Annotated in this window: 15 protein-coding genes; 13 read left to right on the top strand and 2 right to left on the bottom strand. The window is 38.6% G+C overall.

The window, feature by feature from the left end; all coding sequences use genetic code 11:
- Window positions 1-59: 59 nt before the first annotated feature.
- Window positions 60-1,385 (bottom strand): sensor histidine kinase, encoded by a 1,326-nt coding sequence (locus PCIT_RS17175; RefSeq protein WP_010365966.1) that lies wholly within the window; start codon window positions 1,383-1,385, stop codon window positions 60-62.
- A gap of 37 nt (window positions 1,386-1,422) precedes the next feature.
- A complete protein-coding gene (locus PCIT_RS17170; RefSeq protein WP_010365968.1) occupies window positions 1,423-2,832 on the bottom strand; it encodes a sigma-54-dependent transcriptional regulator in 1,410 nt (469 codons plus the stop codon).
- 268 nt (window positions 2,833-3,100) lie between these two features.
- Here PCIT_RS17170 and PCIT_RS17165 point away from each other — a divergent pair, with 268 nt between their 5' ends.
- The 13 genes from PCIT_RS17165 (at window position 3,101) to PCIT_RS17105 (ending at window position 24,503) form a co-directional block, all read left to right on the top strand.
- The gene (locus PCIT_RS17165; RefSeq protein WP_010365971.1) at window positions 3,101-4,354 is read left to right on the top strand and encodes an efflux RND transporter periplasmic adaptor subunit; all 1,254 of its coding nucleotides are present in this window, start codon (window positions 3,101-3,103) and stop codon (window positions 4,352-4,354) included.
- 11 nt (window positions 4,355-4,365) lie between these two features.
- Window positions 4,366-5,073 (top strand): ABC transporter ATP-binding protein, encoded by a 708-nt coding sequence (locus PCIT_RS17160; protein ID WP_010365973.1) that lies wholly within the window; start codon window positions 4,366-4,368, stop codon window positions 5,071-5,073.
- A gap of 2 nt (window positions 5,074-5,075) precedes the next feature.
- Window positions 5,076-7,472: an ABC transporter permease gene (locus tag PCIT_RS17155; RefSeq protein WP_010365974.1), complete on the top strand. Its 2,397-nt coding sequence runs from the start codon at window positions 5,076-5,078 to the stop codon at window positions 7,470-7,472.
- A 392-nt stretch (window positions 7,473-7,864) separates the two neighbouring features.
- On the top strand, window positions 7,865-8,566 hold the full coding sequence (locus PCIT_RS17150; RefSeq protein ID WP_010365976.1) for an ABC transporter ATP-binding protein: 702 nt from the start codon (window positions 7,865-7,867) through the stop codon (window positions 8,564-8,566).
- 103 nt (window positions 8,567-8,669) lie between these two features.
- A complete protein-coding gene (locus PCIT_RS17145) occupies window positions 8,670-11,084 on the top strand; it encodes an ABC transporter permease (RefSeq protein WP_010365978.1) in 2,415 nt (804 codons plus the stop codon).
- Window positions 11,085-11,422: 338 nt separating this feature from the next.
- Window positions 11,423-12,487 (top strand): hypothetical protein, encoded by a 1,065-nt coding sequence (locus PCIT_RS17140; protein WP_010365980.1) that lies wholly within the window; start codon window positions 11,423-11,425, stop codon window positions 12,485-12,487.
- 359 nt (window positions 12,488-12,846) lie between these two features.
- On the top strand, window positions 12,847-13,620 hold the full coding sequence (locus PCIT_RS17135; protein WP_010365982.1) for a thioesterase II family protein: 774 nt from the start codon (window positions 12,847-12,849) through the stop codon (window positions 13,618-13,620).
- 275 nt (window positions 13,621-13,895) lie between these two features.
- A complete protein-coding gene (locus PCIT_RS17130; RefSeq protein ID WP_010365985.1) occupies window positions 13,896-15,257 on the top strand; it encodes a TolC family protein in 1,362 nt (453 codons plus the stop codon).
- Window positions 15,247-16,938, top strand: coding sequence for a hypothetical protein (locus PCIT_RS17125; protein ID WP_010365986.1), 1,692 nt, complete (start codon window positions 15,247-15,249; stop codon window positions 16,936-16,938). The genes PCIT_RS17130 and PCIT_RS17125 overlap by 11 nt, the downstream gene beginning before the upstream one ends.
- On the top strand, window positions 16,935-17,426 hold the full coding sequence (locus PCIT_RS17120; protein ID WP_010365989.1) for a VOC family protein: 492 nt from the start codon (window positions 16,935-16,937) through the stop codon (window positions 17,424-17,426). The genes PCIT_RS17125 and PCIT_RS17120 overlap by 4 nt, the downstream gene beginning before the upstream one ends.
- 1 nt (window position 17,427) lies before the next feature.
- On the top strand, window positions 17,428-19,422 hold the full coding sequence (locus tag PCIT_RS17115) for an AMP-binding protein (RefSeq protein ID WP_010365990.1): 1,995 nt from the start codon (window positions 17,428-17,430) through the stop codon (window positions 19,420-19,422).
- On the top strand, window positions 19,419-22,802 hold the full coding sequence (locus PCIT_RS17110; protein ID WP_010365993.1) for a non-ribosomal peptide synthetase: 3,384 nt from the start codon (window positions 19,419-19,421) through the stop codon (window positions 22,800-22,802). Before PCIT_RS17115 ends, PCIT_RS17110 begins: the two co-directional genes overlap by 4 nt.
- 6 nt (window positions 22,803-22,808) lie before the next feature.
- Window positions 22,809-24,503 carry a cyclic peptide export ABC transporter gene (locus tag PCIT_RS17105; protein ID WP_010365996.1) on the top strand — a complete coding sequence of 565 codons (1,695 nt, stop codon included), beginning with the start codon at window positions 22,809-22,811 and terminating at the stop codon, window positions 24,501-24,503.

Raw genomic sequence — 24,503 nt, 5'->3', positions numbered from 1 at the left:
AAGTAATGCATAACCTCGCCGTGACCGGGTATAAGGCAAAAACCTAGTAGCAAACCGGCTTAGCCAAATACACAGCGAAAACAACCCCCGTTCTCACGTTTTATATATCGAAGATCGCCGCCATGATTAATCATGATTTGGCGTGAAAGGCTCAAACCGATCCCTGAGCCTTGGGGCTTAGTGGTGAAGAATGGCACAAATATCATGTCAATAACATGCTCAGCAACCCCCAGCCCAGTATCGGCTATATCAACATACACTTGCTGTGCACTGTTTTGCGCTAAGGTAACGGTAATAGCCGCAGTGCTACTCTTGCAATTTAGCTCGGCGGTGTTGATGGCTTCAATGGCATTTTTAAATAAGTTTATGAGAACCTGTTCGATTTGTGCATGATCAAACATCACCAAGTGGGCAGCGTTGATGTTTAATGAATACGCAATTTTACCTGCCTGCAATTGTGAGTGATGTAGAGCGATGATCTGTTCGAGTAGTGGCTCTAAGGAGTTAGGGGTTAGTGTCGGTTTTGGTAAGCTACTGACATTGCGAAAACGTTGGATGAACTCCCCCAAATGCGTCGTCCGAGATGCTAACGTGTTAAGTGCTAAGCTGAGATCTTCTTTATCTTCTTCATCTTCAAAGGTTAATGAGTCTGGCATTAAGCTATGGCAGGTTTGTGCTATAGACGCTAAGGGGGTAATGGAGTTCGCGACTTCATGCGTAAGCACTTGAGTGAGACGTTTGTATGCTTGCTGCTCTTTCATAAGTAACACCTCACGAATCGAGTGCAGGGTAATGACTTTGCGTATTTTTCCTTGTATTTGTGCCACACTTACTTGTATAGACAAGGTGTCTAACTGTTCTCCTTGTTGCCATTGAGCCGTGCTGCGTAGACTTTTCTCTGTGTTGAGTATTAAGCTGCCTAGCGTATTTAATTGCGACAAATGGTCAACTTGTAGCCCTAATAACTTGGCAGCCGCAGGGTTAGATTCAATCACGGTACCACTGGCATCACAGACCAATACTGCAAGGTCTATATGTACTAATAAGGCCTGTAAAAATTGCGTTTGTTGCTCAGCATTGAAACGTGCAGATTGGATTTGTTTTTTCACATTTTCAAAGTGTTGTAGCATAGGGTCATGAGGAGGCAGCCCTAACGTGCTGTCACCATTAGCCAGTGCTTTTATCACATACCCCAGCCGCTTATTATGTTTGTGAAATAGCGAAAAAAGCGTACTAATAAGTGTTGCCGTGATTAAAACTAGTAGCACCCAAGTTGCGGATAACCCATCTTGTATATACAAATAAGTTAGGGTACTTATACAGACCATTAAGCCCGTTAAATGCAGCGTTAATTTAATAAAGGGGTTGCGAATCGCATGGGCCACAGTCTCTATTCCTATTATGTTTGATACATAGTTAAATTTATAAATTGTATTTTTCTAAGCGTCGATACATGGCACCTCGCGTGAGGCCTAGCGCTTTGGCTGCATGACTGACATTTCCTTGATGATGCTTTAATGCGGCACGCACAGTACGCTGCTCTATGATTTCTAAGTCAAATGTGTCGGTGTCTTGTGTAGTGGGCTCATTGGCCGAATTCAATGCTGCGGGCATATTCGTAGAGGGTTGCCCTACAACAGTGGCGATATTGAGCGTGTTACCCTCACTTAAAATAACAGCACGTTCAATGGCATGAGACAACTCTCGTACATTGCCAGGCCATGCATAATCGCATAGCAACTGCATGTCGCAAGGCGCAATGGTTAAATGGCGTTTGTATTTTTTCGCAAAATGAGTGAGGTAGTAATCGACGAGCAAAGGAATGTCACAGGTGCGTTCACGTAAAGCAGGAAGGCGCACTTCAATGGTATTTATCCGATATAGTAAATCTTGACGAAATCGGCCTTGGGCCACTGAATCTGATAAATTATCGTTGGTAGCGCAAATTAATCGAATGTCGACATCAACAGGTTTGCTGCCGCCAACAGGCGTGATCTGTCTATTTTGTAATGCTGCTAATAAGGTCGCTTGGTGCGCCAATGGTAAATTACCTAACTCATCTAAAAACAAGCTGCCACCATGGGCTAATTCAAAACGGCCAACTTTATCGGCCTTAGCATCAGTAAAAGCGCCTTTTTTATGACCAAATAATTCACTTTCAAACACGCTATCAGAAAGCGAACCCATATCTAAACTAATTAATGGGTTACCTCGGCGTAGACTGGCTTGGTGTATGGCGTGTGCAGCAAGTTCTTTACCGGTCCCACTTTCGCCGGTAATCAATATGTTGGCGTCGGTTTGTGCTGCTTTTTCTATGGTATTAAATACCTGCTGCATCGCTGCGCTTTGGCCTAAAAAGTCAAATGCAGGGCCGCTTTGGCTTTCACTGAGTGCTTGATTTAGCCCTTGTGTTTGGCGAGTGAGTTTATTGACTTGTTGTTTGTCTTTGGCGTGGGCGAATGCTGCGGCAACAGCGGCCAATAATTGGTCATTTTGCCAAGGTTTCGCGATAAAGTCGGCGGCGCCAGATTTGATGGCATCGACGGCAAGTTGAATATCGCTATAGGCGGTCATGAGTAGTACAACTATACTAGGGTCTTGTGCGATGATCTTTTTGAGCCAGTAAAACCCTTCTTTGCCACTGATTGAATCTTGGGTAAAGTTCATATCAAGTAAAATGACTTCAATGGGATGAGATTTTATGATTTCCTCGATATCAAACGGATTGCCCGTTGTTTTGACAATCTTATAGTGCTGTTTCAGTAATAGCCGTGCTGCAATTAAAATATCAGGGTTGTCATCAACCACTAAAATAGAACCTGTTTGTTTCATATGTTGTATTTGTCCATAAATTGTTTTTTCTTTTAGCTTATCGCACTTTACCTAACTCAGTCTATGTGGGAGATGTCCATTATTGGGCACATTGCAATTTGATAAGTGTTCTATTAATGGACATATTGTTATTCTATATTAAACTTTAAAACTTTAAAACTTTAAACCTTTGAATTTATTGATTTTTTTAATGTTGGCATACGACTTGATAATATTAAGATATACACCGGCCAATGGCTGCGGACAACGTATCAGTAGGAATAGACGCATGGATAAAAAAATAGCACGTTCAGGACTTCAAACGCACCTTAAAAAAGGGGTGGTAGCTGCCATTGCATTGGGCCTAGCTGCAGCTGCATATGGATTCAGTCAAGCGGGCACTCAGGGTCGCAGCCAGACGTTAGCGAAAGACAGCTTAACCATTAGCATCGTTCGCCAAGGTGCCTTTAAACATGCATTGAGCTTACGTGGTCAAGTAGTTCCTAAAATAAGCATTTACTTAGATACCATCGCTGGTGGTCAGGTTGAGCAACGACTGGTAGAGCAAGGTGAGTTTGTTGAAAAAGGACAGCCCTTGGTACGTTTAAGTAATACTAACTTGCAACTTGACGTGATGAGCCGCGAAGCCCAGGTGACAGAGCAATTGAACTTTTTACGTAATACGCAAATGAATATGGAAACCAGTCGTTTAAACTTACGTCGTGATTTATTAGAAATAGATCTACAAATTAGTCATTTAGAGCGTCGTTATAAGCAGTCTAAACCCTTAGTTGAGCGCGGTGTATTAGCACAAGACAGACTCTCTGAGATTTCAGAAGATTTAGCTTACTACAAGGCGCGTAAAGAGCTGACATTAGAGAGACAAGCACAAGAAAATTCGATTCGTAAAGTGCAGGTTGAACAGCTTGAAGACAGTGCTGATATGCTACAAAAAAACCTACAGTTTGCCCGTAAAAACCTTGATAAATTGCTAATTAAAGCGCCAGTGTCGGGTTACTTGAGTGAGCTTGATGTAGAAATGGGAGAATCAAAAGGCCGCGGTGCTCGCCTTGGTCAAATTGATATTCCTAATGAGTATAAATTGATAGTGCGTTTAGATGAGTTCTATCTAAACCAAGTACAAAAAGACATGGATGTAAATGTGCAGTTAGATGGCGGTAGTGTGATGGCACAGGTAAGTAAAATTGACAGCCGTGTTGCGCAATCACAGTTCCAGGTTGAAGTGGCATTGCCAAGTGGCCAAACCAAGATTAAACGCGGCCAAAGCATTGATGTTGAACTGATGCTAGGTGGAAACAAGGACAACGCATTATTACTAAAGCGTGGCGCATTCTTTACCAGTTCAGGTGGTAACTGGGTGTACGTACTTTCAAGTGATGGCAAAATAGCAGAGCGTCGTGAGATCCGCTTAGGTAAGAAAAATCAAAATTATTTCGAAGTGTTAGACGGTTTATCAGCGGGTGAGCAAGTGATCATCTCAGGCTATAGCAACTTTGATAAAGCACAGACATTAAAATTTTAAGGACCAGACTCATGATCAAATTAACTAACTTAAATCGTGTATTCCGCACTCAAGATGTTGAAACAACTGCTTTAAACGACATTAATTTAACCGTTGAACAAGGCGAATTCGTCGCCATTATGGGCCCTTCTGGCTGTGGTAAGTCAACTTTGCTGTCTATTTTAGGCATGTTGGACTCACCGAGCTCTGGTAATTTTGATTTTGACGGTACTGATATCGCAGGCTACAGCGAAAAGCAGCTATCGCAATTGCGTAAAGCTTCAATTGGCTTTGTATTTCAGAGCTTTAACCTGATTGACGAGCTCACCGTATTCGAAAACATTGAGCTGCCACTGCAATACCAAAGTATCTCGAAAAGTGAACGAAAACAGCGTGTTGAAGACATCTTAAAGCGCGTTGCCATCGATCATCGAGCTGATCACCTACCGCAGCAATTATCGGGTGGTCAACAGCAGCGTGTGGCGGTTGCGCGTGCCTTAGTGATTAATCCTAAACTGGTTTTAGCCGATGAACCAACCGGTAACTTAGATTCTAAAAATGGTGAAGAAGTGATGGCCATGCTGCGCGAACTAAACCGTGAAGGCACAACGGTGATCATGGTGACCCACTCAGAAAAAGAAGGCGCGTATGCCGACCGGTTAGTACGCCTATTAGATGGTCAGATCATGTTAGACAAAGCCAATCGTGTATCCCAAGGACTAGAAAGCGAGGTTGTATAGTTATGATATTTAATTACCTAACCACAGCATTTCGTGCCTTTAAACAGCAAAAGCAGCATTTTTTGTTAAATGTAATAGGTCTAAGTGTTGGCCTAGCTGCGGCAATTTTAGTGGCGTTGTTTGCTAAAAATGAGCTGTCGTACGATGCTCAACAGCCGCACGCAGAACGTACCTATCGGGTTGCACAAGATTATTCAAAATTGGGCTTAGGGGTTATTCCTATTTTCAATTATAACCAAGGTGTTCGCGCGGCTGAGTACAGCCAAGTTGAAGAAATCTTTGCACTTAAAATGGTGGAGTTTACTCGTGAAGCCGAAGTGGATGTTAAGTATAATAATCAGGGCTTTAAACTAAATGATTTGTATGCTTCTACGGCTAACATCGAAAACTTTATTGATATCAAAACGCTTGCGGGCGACTTAAAAGAAGCCATGAACACGCCAGAAAGCCTTGCATTAAGTGAATCTGAAGTGCTACGTATTTTTGGTCGCATCAATGTGGTTGGTGAAACGCTTAATCATGCAAAAGGTAAATATACGGTTCGCGCTGTATTTGCTGACTTACCAGACAATACACACTTTGGTTTTAAAGCCTTAGTGTATGCCGATAACGATCCTAAAGATTTGATGATGACGGCTCATTACGTTTATCTAAGAGTGGGTGCTGGCACAGACATCAAAGCGTTAGAAAAACAGCTGACAGAGCAAACTTATACTGGTGAATTTAAGGGTCAGATGTTTGTTGAATTACATGCTTTATTAGATCTTCATTTAACCGCTAAATCGCCGTTTGAAATGAAAAGCGGTGGGACAAAGCAAGTGGTCAGCATTTGTATCGGGTTGAGTGTGTTACTGATCCTGATTGCGAGTTTTAACTTCATCAATATGACGGTTGCACAATCGGCAAAACGTGCCAAAGAAGTGGGTGTACGTAAGGCGTTGGGCGCAAGTAAAGACCAGTTAGTGGTACAGTTTTTATCTGAATCTGTGTTGGTATCAGTGTTGTCGATGACCATAGCGTGTGTGCTTGTTGAACTGATTTTACCTAGCTTTAATAATTTGGTTGACCGCGATTTAGCGCTTAATTACGTCTCGAATTTTGGTGGGACTATCGTGATTATTGCTATCGCTGTGGGTGTGTTAGCGGGACTATATCCAGCGTTCTTTATCTCGTCGTTCAGTGCAAAGCGTGTATTAAGTGGCGATTTACAGCGCGGCAGTACAGCAATTTGGGTACGTAAGAGCTTACTTACTTTTCAGGCTTCATTATCAATTGGTTTGATTATTGGCTCTGTGACTTTGCTACAGCAGTTATCGCACTTACAAAACCTGCCTTTAGGCTATCAAACTAATCAGCGTTTAGTGATCTCAGATGTGCCGGTGAGCGACGTCTTTACTCAGCAGCCGAGTGCGGTGTTTAACCAATTGTCGGCCATCAATGGTGTGCAGCATGTTGGTGTTATCGACACGCAATTAACGCGCTCGATCAATAATACCCTAAAGCCAACTTGGCCTAATGGCGAAAAGTCGAGTGGATTAACGCCGGTTATTGGTAGCAGCTATGAAGTAGTAAAAAGCTTAGGGTTAGAGTTATTGGCTGGTCGTGACTTCTCGGCGCAATATGCGGGTGATTGGGCGAGCCGCACAAATGGCGTGACGCATCTCGGTGCCATTATTACTGAGACGGTCGCGAAACAGGCGGGCTATACCAATATGGCTGATATCATTGGTAAAACCATTAAAGACACCGGTCGCAATGTTGATATGCGCGTAGTGGGTGTTGTTGCCGACGTAAAAGTAGGTAACGCGCACAATTCGAACTCAGATATCATGTTCTTACTGGGCTTTAGTTACTTCAACCCAACCTCAGAAGTGGTATTAACGGTAAACCCGCAAAATATCTTTACCATCAGACAGCAAGCCGCTGAGATTTTAGCGCAGCATGCCAACGTATTTGAGCCAAATATAAACTTGCTATCAGATAGCTACGCAGCGGTATTAAAAGGCGATGAGCGTGTCTCCCACGTGGTATTGATTTTTACCGGCCTTGCGGTGTTCTTGACCTGCCTAGGTACTTTTGGCTTGGCGTCATCCGCAGCCGCTCGTCGTCAAAAAGAGGTCGCAGTTCGCAAAGTATTAGGCGCATCACGCATCAGCATTGTGAATATTCTAGCCAAAGAGTTCTTAGTATTAGTGGGCGCAAGTATTGCCATTGCTTACCCAGTGACTTACTGGGTGATTGCAGAGTGGTTAGCTAATTTTAACGACCGTGTTGAGCAGCTTGGGTGGGTGTATATGAGCGCGGCATTATTGGTCTCAGGTATCACCTGGTTAACGGTATCAAGTTTGGCATTTAAAGCGGCAAGCGTGCGACCTTCGTTAATATTAAGATATGAGTAGGGCCACTCTCAATAGGTAAGATTGAAAGCTAAATATTACATTTGCAGTTTAATATTGAAGGTGGATAAAAACATCTAACGGTGGTATCGCATTATAGAACGAGACCTGCGTATCGGTTTGAAGTTGGTCCTTGAGGAAATTGGAAAGCGCTTTATTGCGAGCTTGAAAAGCATTTTTTACTGTTAGTATGGAGGGTGTATATGTTGTTTCTGGAAATGGTGTATATACCCAGTACAGTGGTGTTTCAATTGGCAAAAAGCATCGGGATTATTTGAGGAACTTAATGATCTACGAGCTGAGAGTTAGGTCATTACTTTATGCTTAAATAGAGCAATTGAAACTCAATTAACCATGAACTATATAAACTACATAATTACATAAGGATAAACTGAATGATCACACTAACAAACTTAAATCGTATGTTTAGAACTCAGGATGTGGAAACAACAGCTCTAAACAACATTAACTTACATGTTAATGAAGGGGATTTTCTAGCGATTATGGGACCATCAGGATGTGGTAAGTCAACCCTTCTATCTATTTTAGGTATGCTCGACTCCCCTTCGTCTGGCCGCTTTGAATTTTTAGGTATGGATATCGCTGATTATAATGAAAAGCAGTTAGCCCAATTAAGGAAGGCGTCGATTGGTTTTGTTTTTCAAAGCTTTAACTTAATAGATGAATTGACTGTATATGAAAATGTTGAATTGCCATTACAGTATTTGAATATTTCAAAATCTGACCGCAAAAAGCAAGTAGAAGCAATTTTAAAGCGTGTCGCTATTGATCACAGATCGGACCATCTACCTCAACAACTTTCTGGCGGGCAGCAGCAAAGGGTTGCTGTGGCAAGAGCCTTAGTGATTAACCCTAAGTTGATTTTAGCGGACGAGCCTACAGGTAATCTTGATTCTAAGAATGGAGATGAAGTTATGGCTATGCTAAGAGAATTAAACAGTGAAGGAACAACCGTTATCATGGTAACTCATTCAGAGAAAGAAGGCGCATATGCGGATAGGTTAGTAAGGCTGTTAGATGGGCAAATAATGATTGATAAAGCAGATACTGTAGTTCGATTAAACGAGGTTGGTTAGCATTTGAGCGAATGCGACCTTTCAGAGCATTGTATTAAAGCTTCCTTTTTCGAACTTAGTAGGTTTGAGAGTAGGGTAATTACATCGATAAGGAAAATAAAGCGTGTTAATTAACTATATGAGAATAGCATTGCGCGTCATTAAACATGATACGTGGCACTTTATGTTAAATTTGTTTGGTTTTAGTATTGGCTTAGCTGCTGCTATCATCGTTGGGCTGTTTGCAGCTTACGAATGGTCTTATGATAATCAGCACCCTAATGGAGAGAGGGTATATCGAGTTCATACTGATTACCGAGCATGGGGTTTACAAATGATAGCTCATTCAGATTCAAGACTATCTTTGGAAATGTTAAATCATACTCAAGTGGAAGATGTTTTAATTTTATCGCAAATGAAAGATCTAGGCTATTTTTCGGAACCTCTTGCTATGGAAGTCGTGATTAATGGGGAACAAGCCAGGCTATCTAATGCATATGTAGCATCGGCGAATATAGGTGATTTCATTCAGTTAGACGTATTGTCAGGAGATTTAGATAAAGCACTCACAGAACCTGGAAAATTAGCCATTAGTCGGAGTGAATCAATACGTTTTTTCGGGACTGAAAACGCGCTGGAAAAAACACTTAGTTACGACGGCGGTCGATACGTCATTGCCGCAGTATTTGCAGATCTACCTGATAATACGCACTTTGTATTTGATACGCTAACAGGTATTCCAAAAGTATTATCACGACCAATTCGTGGCTATGTCTATATGCGTCTTGACCAAAGCGCGGATCCCCGTGTGATTGCTGAACAAATAACAACTAACATGCGTGAAAAATCGACTGGACGTGGGAAAAAGTTGAGTATTACACTAAACAGTTTACAGGACTTGCATTTTCACAGTAATGGCCCGTTTGAAATGAAGCAAGGTAGCTCAAAATTAGTCATGCAGGTGAGTATAGCGTTGACATTTTTATTATTATTGATTGCAAGTGTGAATTTTATCAATCTAAACATTGCAAGCGCCGCTAAGCGAGCAAAAGAGGTAGGGGTTAGAAAAGCACTAGGAGCAAGTAAATCCCAGTTGATCACACAGTTTTTGATAGAATCTTTATTTGTTGTTACTTTAGCTGTTGTTATCGCACTTTTTCTAGTTGAACTATCTATACCTTACGTAAATGCGTTGCTTGAGCGCAGCTTGTCACTGAGCTTTTCTTCTCTATTCTTGGCATTAGTGATCTCGGTGACGTTATTAATTGGTGTGTTGGCTGGATTGTATCCAGCACTATTTATTGCGTCATTTAGTGCAAAAAGAGTACTTAGTGGTGATCTACAACGAGGTAAAACGGCTATTTGGGTTCGAAAATTGACGTTAGCTTTGCAGGGGGGGCTATCGGTCGCTTTGATTGTTGCCGCTGTCGTTATTTACAAGCAAATGGCGTTGATTGATAGTTTACCTGTTGGGTATAGTAAATTGGATCGGATAATTATCAAAGACTTACCAACTGAAGCTGTTTTTCAAATGGAAGGTAGTCATTTACTGGCACAATTAGAGCAGATAGAAGGTGTTGAGCATGTCTTACCATCGAATACTATTCTCACAGAAGATATTACTGCTGAATTGTTTTTTACATGGCCGAATGGGGAACAGTTGCGAGGGACACAGCCTACAATTTCTACTGGATTTAACCCAGTAGAAACACTTGGTTTAGAGCTGGTTGCTGGGCGAGATTTCTCATCGGATTATATAAGTGATTGGGCTGTGACCAATGATCAAGGAGAGCGGACTTTTTCTGTTTTGATATCTGAAGGATTGGCTAAGCAAGCAGGTTATTCAGATCCAACTACGTTATTAGGAAAGACATTGTCTGCGAATGATGGAAACTCTCGTGCTAAGGTCGTAGGTATAATTAAAGATATAAAAATTGGTTCGGCACGGCAACAGCAATTACCATTATCAATTAATGCGGCCGCCATAGATAACTCACCTGAAAGCCATGTAGTAATCAAAGTGGGCCCAGGTGCAAACAAAGTGAGAATTATGGAGCAGGCTCAAAGATTTATTTCAACAGAACTTGCCGTTAGTGATGTCAAAATCAACTTGATTGAGGATGACTATCGGCATGCACACATTAATGAATATAGAATACAACAATTAGTTTTACTATTTAGTGGTCTCGCAATCTTACTAACTTGTTTAGGAATTTTAGGTTTGGCATCTTTTAGTGCGATACGTCGACAAAAAGAAATAGCTATACGTAAAGTGCTAGGGTCATCTAGACTCAGCATTGTGAATTTATTGTCTAAAGAGTTTTTAGTTATCGTCTTATGTGGTGGGGGAGTCGCTTGTCCTGTAAGTTATATCTTAATGAGCGATTGGTTGGCAAACTTTAATGAGCGGATAGAGCTCGCATTATGGATATATGGAGTTGCTGCTATCAGTGTGATAGGGATTACTTGGTTAACGGTTGCAAGTTTAGCGTTGCGGGCAGCAAGCACTCGTCCTTCCCTGATATTGAGATATGAGTAACATTGAATTGTTATAAATATTGCAATTGATTGCTTCAATTATAATTTTGATGGTTGTAAATTTGATGTACTTTCAACCATCGACCATAATTTGAAAATAAAAGTAATGAGATTTTCTCTGTCCTGGATAGGGGGGTTGCCTATCTAACAGAATAAATTTGAACGATTGTAACGAAAATATGCTAACATAAATTAGGCGCACTTTACCTACCCTAAATCAAAAGCATGTAGGTTAAGTCTTAAACTTTATTTTGCAATCCTAAGGTGTTATTTAGTAAAGTATTGGCACATGTGTTGATACGCAGGAACACATAAACTTTAAGTGGGTATTTAGTAAGTATGTTTAATGATAGAGATAGTTTAATCTTAGCAACGTTGAATAATAGTGAGAAGTTGCATAGCGAGAGTTTTGAGTATAAATCTCTTTTTTTAAGCTTGATCACGCCAGATGAAACAAATGCTCGGTTTTTACCTAGTATATTTATTGAAAATGAACATGCTAGGCTGTTTTCTGAACGAAAAATGACTAAAAAGCAATTGATAGATCTTTATGATGCGCAAGAGAAAGTGATCATAGGGAAGGGTTGTATAATCAATTGCTTAAAGTATGGCACAAATAGTTGGAAAAAAGCTAATCATACTGTTGACTCGATCATTGAGTTGGGTGAAAACATCTCTGTATCAGAAATGATTCAGGTACCGACGTTATATCCAATAGATAATTCACAATATCAAATTTTAACAGGCCATAGACGATTTTTTGCTATGATTTTCATTTATGGCTTAGATCATGCGGCTCAGTTTAAAGTTTATGATGCAAAACCAGTATTGTATAAGGTCAAGCAATTTCAAGAGAATGCGAGTCGGGAAGACCTTCCACAATATGGAAAGTTACAGGCGTTTTTGTCGGCAATGTTGGAAATTGAAGGGTTGGATTCAGCTCGGTTAAAAATAGGACAGAAAAAGTTAACGGTGAAAGAGAAGGCCAAGAATTTAGGAATATCAATGGGAGCATTTGACAATTACAATGTGTTAACACGATATCCAGAAATAATTAAAGCGTATGCTAATGGCCTTAATGCATCTTTTCTAAAAGTAAAAAAAATCATTCTGGAATGTGAATACAATCATAAATCAGAGTTCAATAAAAAACTTATTAATCAATCAGATAAAAAAATAATATCTGAAAAAATACTTGAGAAACTTTCTGGAAAAAAACAATTAGTATGTAAACCCGTGCAATTTCATATCAAAAATATCTCTAGCGTAAATACTTTGAAAAAATTGTTATTCACGGATGTTTCTAAAGTAACCCCTGGTTTTGATTGGGATAGCTTAGATTGGGATGATGTTGATGCAGTAAATAAGGTGCTCATTAACTTAGTTGATGATATTTCAAGTTAGCTTTCGCCTGTAGTGACTATATAAAAGTAATTACTTAATTTTCTAAGGCGTAGACTTTTTACAGTTGGTACTTTACTTTCATATAAATTATGATAGTTTTGAGCCAGCTGTATTTAGTCCTATCGTTAAGTAAACATTTTGGCGGTAAGCTATTTCACAATCAAATAACAGTTTACTCAATAGATTGGTTATATATGATGAACTTGTGTTTGCATTGGTGAATTGAGTGTAATTAGTTTATAAAAATAAACTATAGTCAATATTGGAAGTAAGTAATTGATATATTTAATGTGTCTTAATGTACTAACTTCATTAGAAGTGAAAGTGCTGTTCAGCATATAATTGAGGTAATAGTGAATATGCAAAGCCCTTGGGTTGTAACACCCGAAAAGAAAGACAGTAAGGCAACTCGATTGCTCTGCTTTCCTTATGCGGGAGGTGGTATTTCGTCCTTTTGGTCTTGGTCAAAACTCGTAGCAAGTAATATAGAAGTGAATATTATTCAAAACCCAGGGAAAGGATCTCATTTTAAAACTCCCCCAATAGATGATATGGAGATGTTAGTCACTCAGCTGATGCCAAATTTAAAAGAAGTTTTGTCAGGGGATTATATAATCTTTGGTCATAGTTTAGGTAGTCGAATAGGGTTTGAAGTTGCAAGAAGAGCTTTATCCTGTGGGCTTAATGCACCAAAACATTTTTTTGTTTCAGGTAGTGGGAGTCCAGATAAAACATGTTTAAAAAAAACTCCACGTGAATTATCTGACAGGGAGTTCATTCAGCAGCTGAAGGATATTGATGGCACGCCTAAAGAGGTCCTTGAAAGTCAAGAGCTAATGGAGTTATATTTACCTATGCTCAGAGCTGACTTTAAAATCGCTGAAAATTACTTTTTTAATGGCTCTGATGTTATTCCTTGTGATGTAACGGTGATTACTGGTAAGGAAGATAAAATTTCGTTTGAGAAGTTAATGGGCTGGGATCGTTTTTTTATAAATACTGAGGTTCAGTTTTGTAATGGTGGTCACTTTTTTATAGATACACATCAACAAGAACTCATGCAATTGGTCAACAGAAAACTTAGAATGTATGTTGGGTTTGAAGCTGAGCACGAAAAGGTTGGGGAAGTTTAAAAGGTGGTAATAAAATTCATCGGATATTTTGAAGTATGAGTCATAGTTGCTGTAAGGGCTCCTGAGATAGTAGCTACTCTCATTGGTAGAACAAGAATAAAAGTACTAAAAACTATGTGGAGTATAGTTATAAAAACATCTTTATTGAGTTTTTAGCCCGACTATATTTGTACACAAATCTGTTTGATGTTGTCGTGATTTTTGAAGGCAACATTGACTGATATTAAAAGATCTCATGAGTGAGATGATTAACTTAATTGAACTTTGGAGGCATTTTGAAATATGCAAAATTTATTTTATATATATCTGTAATTTTTACTTGCTCAGTTAACGCAAATACATTTATAGACTTGTATAAAGCAGGGCTCAAAAGCAATCTATTATTGAAGGCAAACAATGCCAGCTTTGATTCAATAGAGCAAGAAAAAAGAACTGCACTTGGTGCTTTTCTACCGAGTGTTAATTTACAAAGCAATTTCCGATTTCAAGACTTAGACGCTTCTCAGCAGTCTCAAAACTATTTGCTGCACACTCCAGATACTGATACTAAATCTGAAGGTGTAGGGTATGCGATTAACGTAGAGCAACCCCTGTTCGACCTGGAACTGTATCATCGTTATGATAGAGCTGCTTTGAATTCGAAGCGTACAAATTTAGAGAGAAATTTAGCTGCTTATGAATATTTACGTGATTATTATGATGCATATTTAAATATCTCATCTGCATGGGCTGAGCGGGAGAATCTAAAAAGTTTACTACGAGCTTACACTGAACATCTAATTTTAATTAGAAAGCAGCATGCGATTGGACTCGCACAGCCAAGTGACCTTTATCAAGTTGAAGCTTCATTAGCAAATCTAAAAGTGAATGAAATAATGATTGAAAATAGGCTGAACTTTTCTTTTAAGCGCTTGGAACTTATTTTACAGAAGGAGGTTTTTTTTATTCAACACATGAGTGTTGACGTAGAACATTTTGCTCAGCCAAGTAAAAGCCCAAATGAATATCTTAAGGAGTTTAGCCAGAATCTAGACTATCAAATCGCTACCTTTGATGTGAAAATGGCAAAAAAAGATTTGAAAATTGCTAAGTCATTAACGCTTCCTAAGGTATCAGCAAGTCTAAGCTATAACTATAATAATCAGGATGATACTTTTGACTTTCAAGCGGATAGATACTTAAAACAAGATGGATTAACGTTCTCGATCAATATGACTATGCCGCTTTATGCTGGTGGGAGGGACTCGTCTAGAGAAAAAGGGACCACATATTTATATGAAAGTCGAAAATATCAGAAGCAATTTCTACAACATCAAATAAAACACTCTATCGCTGCTACTTACGATAATGTTCGAGCCAATATTGAATCGATTAGCGCACGTCAGAAATCTATTGAAGCGCTTGAGTTGGCTTTAGAAAATACAAAAACCGAGTACATGAATGGCTTCAATGATTATATTCAGCTCAGAGATAGTCAAATAAGATTACATGAAGAACGTAACCAGCTAGTAATTGATAAAACTACATTAATGTCAAGCTATTTTCTACTAAACCAATTAACAGGGACTAACGTTGAAGAACTGGCACGTAACATAAACTTACTTTATGGTGGGGAGATAATAAAAAATGAAAGTTAATATAGTGGTTCTTTTATTGATATTAGTGACTGGTTGTTCAAAGGAGAGTCAAGATCATACGAATGACCTGATTGAGAGTGATACAATTAAAATTAATGAGCAAAAACTCTTTGGGGCTTGGGTTTCGTCAGACAGTCTGGATGGCTTTGAGTTTCATGCATCGCCAACAAAAATAGGCAGCTTGAATGCTGATTTTACTATTACACAAGCACATCTGCAGAAAGAAGGTGTAATGTTTAAAGGTAATAGGGCGTCTAATTACTTTACTTGGAATATCGGTAGGGATGGCCAACTAAGGTTGGACCTCAAAGATATATCATGTCAATCGCGGCCTTTAGTATTGTGTGATACAACTTCTCGGTTGCAAATTGAAGTACTAGGCAAGGAAGGAAGCTTGTTAGAGTTCCGTATATCTGAAGAAAAGAACCTTGATGGTATATTTGATAATGGCTATAGTTGGCAGCTGAAGCGAAAGCAGTTACCTAATATTACTTTTGACAATATGGCTTATTTAATCGAAGACTTGTTCAGTGTGTCCCGTCAGAGTTACCTTACGTCTGGAAATAGTGGATTAGAATTGTATTTATCAAGAAACGAGAGTGATTGGAGGTTTGTAGAGCAAGAGAGAAGTGAGTATTCTATCAGCTTTACCCACAATGAAGCGTTTACTACTGCCAATGATTTTTATATCTATAATCTTGGAGAGAGAGAGCTCTCTGTGAAGCATACATTTGATTATGTAAATATTTATCCATCTTTTAATGGTGAGTTACTGTTAAGTTATTCCAACAATAGACAGTTTTCAGAGGAACTAGGAGTCGACATTAACCAAGTTGATCCAGATGGCTATATCTTTAATCTGAAAAGGACACATGCAGTATCCTTGGTTGAACCAGAGGAGTTAACGTTCAAAATTAAAGATGGTAGCACGTACTACAGTAATTTTTCCGATGTTTTTGGCCTTGAGTGGTTAGACACTGATCTTGGAAATAGTTTAAAATTTATCGGAAGCAAGGCTTACATATCATCTTTAGATGTATTGACTGGTAGTGCTTTAGTTACTGCTGAATTTGATTGGCGCTATGGAGAATCAAATTATGATGTGATCCTTGAGAATGATAGGGTAATTTTTAAGATTACATTCTTAAATGGGGATGCAGGCCGATATAGGGTAATAACATCAAACTATGATAAACAAGAACAAGAGTACACGGTACGAAATAATTTAGATTATTTCTTTGAAAAGAATAGTGATATTTTTTTGGATGAAATTGAGTCAAAACACTTTGAGTTTATCAATCTCAATGCCGTAGTGACAAGTCGTATTAGTTTATTAGAAGACGGTGATATTGAATTAGGTGGTATAGACAATGTGGAGGGCGGTCGGTGGTTTTTGAGTGACCACAATGAAATAACTCGGTTTGAATGTCAAACAATTAGCGAGGTGGAGATAAAAGACTTTCAAGGTTGTCTGGACTCTTTTCGGTATGTGGCGACAGAAGAAACTAAAACGTCTTACTCTCATATTACTAAGGTTAGATTTCTCAACAAGATAAATGATAGTTACTTAGTACAATATGATGCCGCCTTCTGGGGAGGTCGGTGGGGTAGGGAAGATCACATAGGTTACTTTTCTACTTATTACATTTGGAAACACTTACCAGTAAAGGAAACAAAATGAAAAATTTATACAAACTCCCAGCTAGAATCGATCATCTTGCCATTGCTGTTCACGATATTGATGAGGCCTTATTTTTGTATCAAGGGATATTGGGTTTTGAACTACTGAATAAGCGAGAAGTTTCAGGTGAATTCTCGGGTATGCTATCTGCAGAACTCGATGCTAATGGTTTTACAATTGTTCTAATACAGGGTACGGGAGAGGCCTCTCAAGTTACGAAGTATATCAACGAGTACGGAAGTGGTGTGCAGCATGTTGCTATTGAAGTTGAAGATATGGATTATTTAGTTAATACGCTGAGAAGTAAGGGCATGGAATTTTCAACAAGTGTTATTAATGGTAAAAACTTGGTACAGATTTTTTCAAAACGAGATAAAAATTCGGGCATGATGTTTGAGTTTATTAAAAAGCAGCAAGTGAATTCAGGGTTCGAGAAAAGTAATATACAAGATTTGTTTCAACAACTAGAGGATAGTGGGGCTTACTAAAATGGGAAATACAAACAACATCATCGCTTGCCTTCAGCAAAACGCGAAAGACAAACCAAATGACATTGCTTATGAGTTTCTAACTGATTTATCGTTGACAACACAATCGATTACTTACCGTCAGCTTATGGTGGATGTTACACAGATAGCAAAAAACTTACTTGAAAATGTTTCGCCTGGCGAAAGCGTACTCTTACTATATCCTCCAAGCATAGAATATATTAAAGCATTTTTTGCGTGTGTAATGGCTGGGGTTGTTGCGATACCACTTTACCCACCAAAGAAAAACAATAAATCAGACAAAGTCTTTGTGGTAGCAAAAGCATCAAAGGCTAAGTTTGCATTGACGACACAAAAAGATCTACCTTCAATTAGTCTATTTTGGAAAGACAATTCAGAGTCAAAGATATCTTTCTTGGGTACGGAAGAATTAATTGATACGCCAAGCAATAGAGTACTACCACCGATCAGTTTAGAGGCCCCTGCATTTTTACAGTATACATCTGGATCAACAGGTAATCCAAAAGGCGTGATAATTACACAAGGAAATATTCTAGCAAATACACAATATTTAGAGCGCTTATCAGGTGCGCATGAAAAAGACATTTTTGTTAATTGGTTGCCATTATTTCATGATTTGGGTCTGGTGACAGCAATACTCTTACCTGCGTATTTAGGCTGTAAATCAGTATTAATGGCGCCAGCTACATTTGTTCGTAACCCAGTAGTATGGCTAAAAGCCATGACACAGTTTAAAGGGACTATTGGTGGCGCCCCAAATTTTGCATATGACCTTTGTACGGATAAAATTGCAGAAGAAGAACTTGCAAATATTGATTTATCGAATTGGCGGATTGCTTATAATGCAGCTGAGCCGGTTCGCTATGAAACACTGTCTCGTTTTACTGAGCGTTTTTCTTCATCTGGATTTACGTTAAATAGTTTTTACCCAAGCTATGGTATGGCCGAGTCAACAGCATTTATCTCCGGTGGGAATGGTAATGATGACCTCCAAGTTTTATATATTGATAAAAGTGAATTGGCAGACAATAAATTAAGTATTGTTGATGAGGGCTCACCCAATAGTGTTGTATTCGTAGGTAATGGATTGACTGACGAACTACACTCGTTAAAAATTGTCAATCCGACAACGAAAAATGTATTGCCGGATGGAGAAATTGGAGAAGTTTGGTTCAGTGGTCCTAGCGTTTCTCCTGGGTATTGGCTACAGAATGAGGTTTCTAAACAAACGTTTGATAATCGACTACCTAGTGATGGAGACACCATTTATCTACAAACGGGTGATTTAGGGTTTATTTATGATGGACATGTTTTCATTACTGGGAGAAGTAAAGATCTTATTATTTTGAAGGGAAAGAACTATTACCCCCAAGATTTAGAAGCGACCGTCAAATATTGTGATGGTTCAATTCATCCAGGATTTACAGCAGCTTTTGAGGAAAATGATAAACTTATCATTGTTACAGAAGTTAATCGAAATGCGATGAAAACACTAAACTCAGAACAATTAGTTCAGAATATTGCGCGTAGTATATATAATCAGCATAACATAGCAGTGGACGATATCGTATTACTTAGACCATATCAAATCCCCATGACATCAAGTGGTAAGATTCGTAGAAAGCAAACAAAAATGTTATATGCAAAAAATGCATTAGCGAGTTTGTATAACAAGATTAGTCGGGAAGAAATGATAAAGCCGACTGGAGATGTTGAAAGCTCTATTCATGAAATCTGGTGCGAAATCTTGGAGATCCCCGAAATTAGTGTGAGTACTGGTTTTTTTGAATTAGGAGGTAACTCAATTAAAGCTATCCAAATTGCTGCTGCAGTTGCAGAACGATACAAGGCACTAAAACTGGATGAAAATAAAATCTTAGAATGTGTCAGTATTAAAGAAATGGCAGAGTTAATAACTCTATCATTAATGAAACATGCTCAGAGTGATAATATGGCAGGAGCAATTAGGATATGATAGCGAAAAATATTATAGTAGATCTTTATCAACGAGGTGTAATCATTCAACACGATGACAGTGAATTATTACTAACAGGCAATACAAACTCTTTAACTCCTCAAGACTTAACACAGATTAAAGAGAATAAATCAGAAATATTAATATTACTTGATCAAGAAAATAGATCACAGTTACCATCTATAAATAGAACCAGAGCTGATCATTATGTTGCACCGGTTAGTAGCTTTCAGCGGAATATGTTTATTTTAGAATCACTTTCTGATGATAAAAATTATTACAATGTACCAGTCGCCTTTCGTCTCACGGGTGAGATAGAAATAGCAGCATTAGAAAAAGCAGTGGCGTCGTTGTGCAAAGAGTTTCATATTTTAAGAACTGTTTACCAATATGATAATGAGGAACTAATTCAAGTTATAGAGCCTTATGAACTTACAAAAGTAGCATTTGAAATTGTCTCGCTAGATGCTGAACAAGTTGAGTTTCGCTTACAAGAGGAAGCAAATTATTGCTTCAACTTGAGTGAGCAGTGGCCTATTAAAGTTGCTTTGCTCAGATCAGAGAAAGAGCAGATTTTGAGTATTAATATGCACCATATTGCGGTAGATGGTTATTCTGCAAAGTTAATTGTAAAAGCATTAAGTAACGCTTATGCACGATATTGTACGGCGAACTTAACTGATACAATGAATAGTGATATAGTGGAACTATGTCCACCTCAATACGCGGATTATGCGCATTGGCATCAACAGTATTTAACAAGTGAAGCATGCGAAAAGGCACGTAGCTATTGGCGACAGCTGTTGAAAGAGGCGCCTAGTTGTCACAATTTTCCATTAGAATATCCGAGGCCATCTACATTATCGGTAGAGGGAGGTGATGCTTCTATTGAGATTAAAGGGAGCTTATTTAATCAGCTTGTGATTGCAGCAAAGAATAAAAATACATCAGTATTTTTAGTGTTACAAAGCTTATTCGCTGGCTTCTTAGCCCGCTATGGAGATGAAGAGGATCTGGTAATTGGGTCTATTTATGCAAATCGACAGCCTAGAGAGTTTATGGGTACAGTCGGCATGTTTGCCAATACAGTTCCGTTTAGATACAAATTGAAGGAAGAAACCGATTTAAATCACATTATTGATAGTACATGTGCTCAGCACTATTCAGCGATGGAACATCAGCAACTGCCGTTTGAAATGATGCTTGAAGGCCTTAATATAGAGAGAGACTCATCTTATAATCCGCTAGTTCAGATTGCATTTGTCTTACAAGAAAACTCACTTGATGATTTTTCGCTTCATAATTTACAAAGTGAAGCTATTAATAACCGCCAAGCAGTAGCTAAGTTTGACTTTTCTGTGCATGTTTATATTAATAATGAAAGTTTAGAACTGCAGTGGGAGTACAATTCGAATTTGTTTAGCCGCGAAAGAATGGATGCAATTATTAACGAGTTTACTTTATTCGCTAGGCATCATGTCCACAATGAATTTGACAGAGTCCACCACTATCAATTTCAAGATTTAATGATACACTCTGATGTATCGAGAGATAACTTTAAGCCCTACATAAGTAACCCTGAGATTATAGAGCAATATGCACTATCGCGACCTAATAAAGTTGCCGTTTATCAGGGCGCTGAAGTTATAAACTACTCAGATTTAATTGTTCAAGCAAATAAGTTAATAGCAGGGTTGCAAGAGCGGGGGTTGGTCGCTGGAGACCGTATCGCGGTCTATATGGATAAGTCGATCGAACAGATTACTGTCATGTATGCCGCTATGAGAGGGGGTTTTGTTTACGTTCCTTTAGACCCGACTTATCCAGCGGAGCGATTAGCATATATTTGTGAGAACGCTCATGCTCAGTTGCTCATACATGCTGCTCATTTAAGGCCTTCAGATGTTATTGCCAGTTCAATGAAACTGGAACGCTTTGAAACACTTATTACGTCTACAGCTATACCTGATTTAGCTGTGTTGAGGGAGAATGACCCTGCTTATATTATTTATACTTCAGGTTCAACTGGTAAGCCCAAGGGAGTGATAGTTTCACATGGAAGCCTTTACTTTTCATTGCAAGCAAATAAGCAAGTATTCGAGTTTATGCCAGAAGATATTATGCCAACTGTCGGTTCTCAAGCATTTGGAGTATCTTTGCTTGAAACATTTGTGCCTCTTATTTCTGGAGGAACGGTACAAGTACTGGAAAACTCTGCTGTGAGAGACCTGAACTCTCTCATTGAGCTTACACAAAATGCTACAGTCATACATATGGTGCCCAGCTTGATGGCACAATGGTTAGATTTTGTGGAAGCTAAGCCTGCTCAGTATCAAAAATTAAGATTATTACTGGTAGGTGCTGAAGCTGTGCCACCCAGTCTGCTAAAGAGATTATCAGAGTGGCGAAAAGACATTGTTGTACGCGTGTTATATGGCATGACTGAATCAGCAGTTGTGAGTAGTAGTTATTTGTCACACGAGCATGATGGCAATGGATACAGCCTCGGCAAGGTGCACCCAAACATGCGGTTTTATATTATGAATCGATTTGGAGTGCCACAACCTCAGGGAGGAACAGGAGAGTTATATGTTGGTGGTCTATCATTAGCTGATGGCTATGTTGACTTACCTGAATTGACTGATAATAAATTCAGCCAACACCCTCAATTACAGGCAAGGTTGTATAAAACGGGGGATAGGGCCAGACAGCATTCATCTGGTCATTTTGAATTCTTAGGCCGAGTTGATCATCAGGTGAGTTTACGTGGTATGCGTATTGAGACTGGCGAAATCGAAAGTTTAGTTAATCAGATTGGGGAAATCAAAAAGTGCATTGCTCATGTGATGCCGTTAGACAGTGGAGATAGTAAATTTTTACTTTATTATACAAAATATGGAGATATTGACAGAGCGGTTATTGAAGAGTCTATCAAAAGTGTCTTGGCTAAAGGGGTCCCAGAATCAATGAGGCCATCGGTTTTTATGCAACTAGACAGCTTTCCTTATAATCCCAATGGGAAAGTCGATAGAAATAAACTACCTAAACCTGTGACTAACTCACATTATGTTGCTCCGTCTACCGAGAGTGAAAAGTATCTACATGAGCTGTGGTGCAACATCCTGGAAGTAGAACAAGTTTCTATTGTTGATGGCTTTTTCGAGTTAGGCGGCCATTCATTAATGGCGACTAAGCTTATTAATCATGTAAATGAACATTTTAAAATTAATTTGCCATTGAAGTTGTTTTGGGAAGCCTCAAATATTCATTCATGCGCGTTTGAGATTGATAAAGCAGTTGATAAGTTGAGCTTAGTTGACTTACTTATGTCTGATGAAGGTGAAGTAGCGAAGGAGGAGGTTGACGAACTTGTCATTTAAATATCTATGAAAAAAAACAAACTCACATTACAGAGCCTACTTTTTAGTGGAGCGCCAAAAAAACTGTACATTGCGATTACATTAGGTATGCTGTCCGGTGTACTTTATAGTTTAATTATTCCAACTATTCTCGTTGGCTTAAACTCTGAGCAAAGTTTTATTTTAGGTGAAAAATATAAAGATAGTATTAATATAGTATTTTTTGTTTTAATTTTAAGTGTGTTAATAACAAAAGCAACATCTGTTATTTTGGTTAATAATATAGCCAAAACAGCAGTTGCAAAACTTAGGGTTACACTTTCCGATAAAATAAATAGTATGGAAGTTAGCCAAGTAGAAAAAATAGGCTATCCGAAAATATTAAATATTTTAACCGAAGATATGAGCCGAGTTACAAGCGCATCTTTGGCTATTCCTATGGTGTTAGTTTCATCAATGACAGCAATAGGTATGCTTGTATATTTAGCTGTTTTAGATTTTAATATATTTTCTTTTACGATATTATCAATTGTAATCGGATTGTTTTTATTTAGACTGCCAGTTAATAGATCGAAAAGGCATTATAATAGGTCTAGAGATTTTAGAGATGCAGTACAAGAAGGGTTTCGTGGCTTAATTTATGGTTCATATGAGTTAAAGTTAAATAGAGAAAAATCTAAACGCTTTTTGGAAAAAGAAATACGAAAACCAATTGAAGGCTCTTTAGGATCTGAGAAAAAAGGTGACTTTATTTTACACCTGGCAGGGAACTCAAGCGAAGTATTATGCTTCTTTGCGATTGGGGGGGTGGTTTTTTTATTACCTGCAAGTAATGGCCTTGAGCAGCAAAGCTTGTACGGTGTTGTTATGGCATTACTATATATTACGGGGCCAATAGCTAGTGTGCTGGGGTTAATGCAACAGCTTAAAATGGGTGAAATAGCTTTAGATAGAATTAACAAAATTTATGAAATAGAGTTGGTAGCTAATGAATCACCCAATCAAGTTAAGCTCGATTGGAAGGCATTGACACTGAGTAATATTAAATATGCATATTCAACCGAAGAGGGTAGCTTTTCGATAGGTAAAATCAATTTATCCTTAGAACGAGGAAAAATATACTTTATTGTAGGTGGCAATGGTTCTGGAAAGTCGACATTAAGTAAAGTGATATCTTTACATTACTTACCCAATGAAGGGACGATGAAATTTGACGGTCAGGAGATATCAGTGAGTAATCTAGATGCGGCACGAAATCGTATTTTTGTGATTTACTCCAGTTATTACTTATTCAATACTATTTATAAAGACCTGAGTGATGATGATTTTTTAATGATTGATAAGTATTTAAGACTATTTAAATTAGAAGGAAAAACAGATCTCATCGGTAATGAGTTTACGACTGTTAAGTTATCAGATGGGCAGCGAAGGCGTTTAGCGTTGATTATTGCTCTAGTTGAGAATAGAGATATTTATATCTTAGATGAGTGGGCTGCCGACCAGGATCCCGAATTCAAAGACTTATATTACGACCACATTTTGCCAGAGCTAAAGCAAAGAGGTAAAACTGTAATTGCTATTACGCATGATGATCGCTATTTCACATATTGTGATGAGGTTATTAAAATGGAGAATGGTCAAGTAAGTTCTATAAAACCCATGCGAGAAAGCTGCGCGGTGGACGATTTAATACGACAGAAACCATTAAAGTTAGATGCATAG

The sequence above is a fragment of the Pseudoalteromonas citrea genome, assembly GCF_000238375.3.
Lineage (GTDB): Bacteria > Pseudomonadota > Gammaproteobacteria > Enterobacterales > Alteromonadaceae > Pseudoalteromonas > Pseudoalteromonas citrea.
The sequence above is the reverse complement of the archived record's forward strand: the minus strand, read 5'-3'. Positions and strand labels throughout refer to the sequence as shown.

Bases quoted from the DNA above. Each gene is read 5' to 3' on its own strand.
- PCIT_RS17105 (WP_010365996.1), top strand. From the start codon at position 22,809: ATGAAAAAAAACAAACTCACATTACAGAGCCTACTTTTTAGTGGAGCG.
- PCIT_RS17115 (WP_010365990.1), top strand. From the start codon at position 17,428: ATGGGAAATACAAACAACATCATCGCTTGCCTTCAGCAAAACGCGAAA.
- PCIT_RS17150 (WP_010365976.1), top strand. From the start codon at position 7,865: ATGATCACACTAACAAACTTAAATCGTATGTTTAGAACTCAGGATGTG.
- PCIT_RS17160 (WP_010365973.1), top strand. From the start codon at position 4,366: ATGATCAAATTAACTAACTTAAATCGTGTATTCCGCACTCAAGATGTT.
- PCIT_RS17165 (WP_010365971.1), top strand. From the start codon at position 3,101: ATGGATAAAAAAATAGCACGTTCAGGACTTCAAACGCACCTTAAAAAA.
- PCIT_RS17135 (WP_010365982.1), top strand. From the start codon at position 12,847: ATGCAAAGCCCTTGGGTTGTAACACCCGAAAAGAAAGACAGTAAGGCA.
- PCIT_RS17120 (WP_010365989.1), top strand. From the start codon at position 16,935: ATGAAAAATTTATACAAACTCCCAGCTAGAATCGATCATCTTGCCATT.
- PCIT_RS17155 (WP_010365974.1), top strand. From the start codon at position 5,076: ATGATATTTAATTACCTAACCACAGCATTTCGTGCCTTTAAACAGCAA.
- PCIT_RS17110 (WP_010365993.1), top strand. From the start codon at position 19,419: ATGATAGCGAAAAATATTATAGTAGATCTTTATCAACGAGGTGTAATC.
- PCIT_RS17170 (WP_010365968.1), bottom strand. From the start codon at position 2,832: ATGAAACAAACAGGTTCTATTTTAGTGGTTGATGACAACCCTGATATT.
- PCIT_RS17140 (WP_010365980.1), top strand. From the start codon at position 11,423: ATGTTTAATGATAGAGATAGTTTAATCTTAGCAACGTTGAATAATAGT.
- PCIT_RS17125 (WP_010365986.1), top strand. From the start codon at position 15,247: ATGAAAGTTAATATAGTGGTTCTTTTATTGATATTAGTGACTGGTTGT.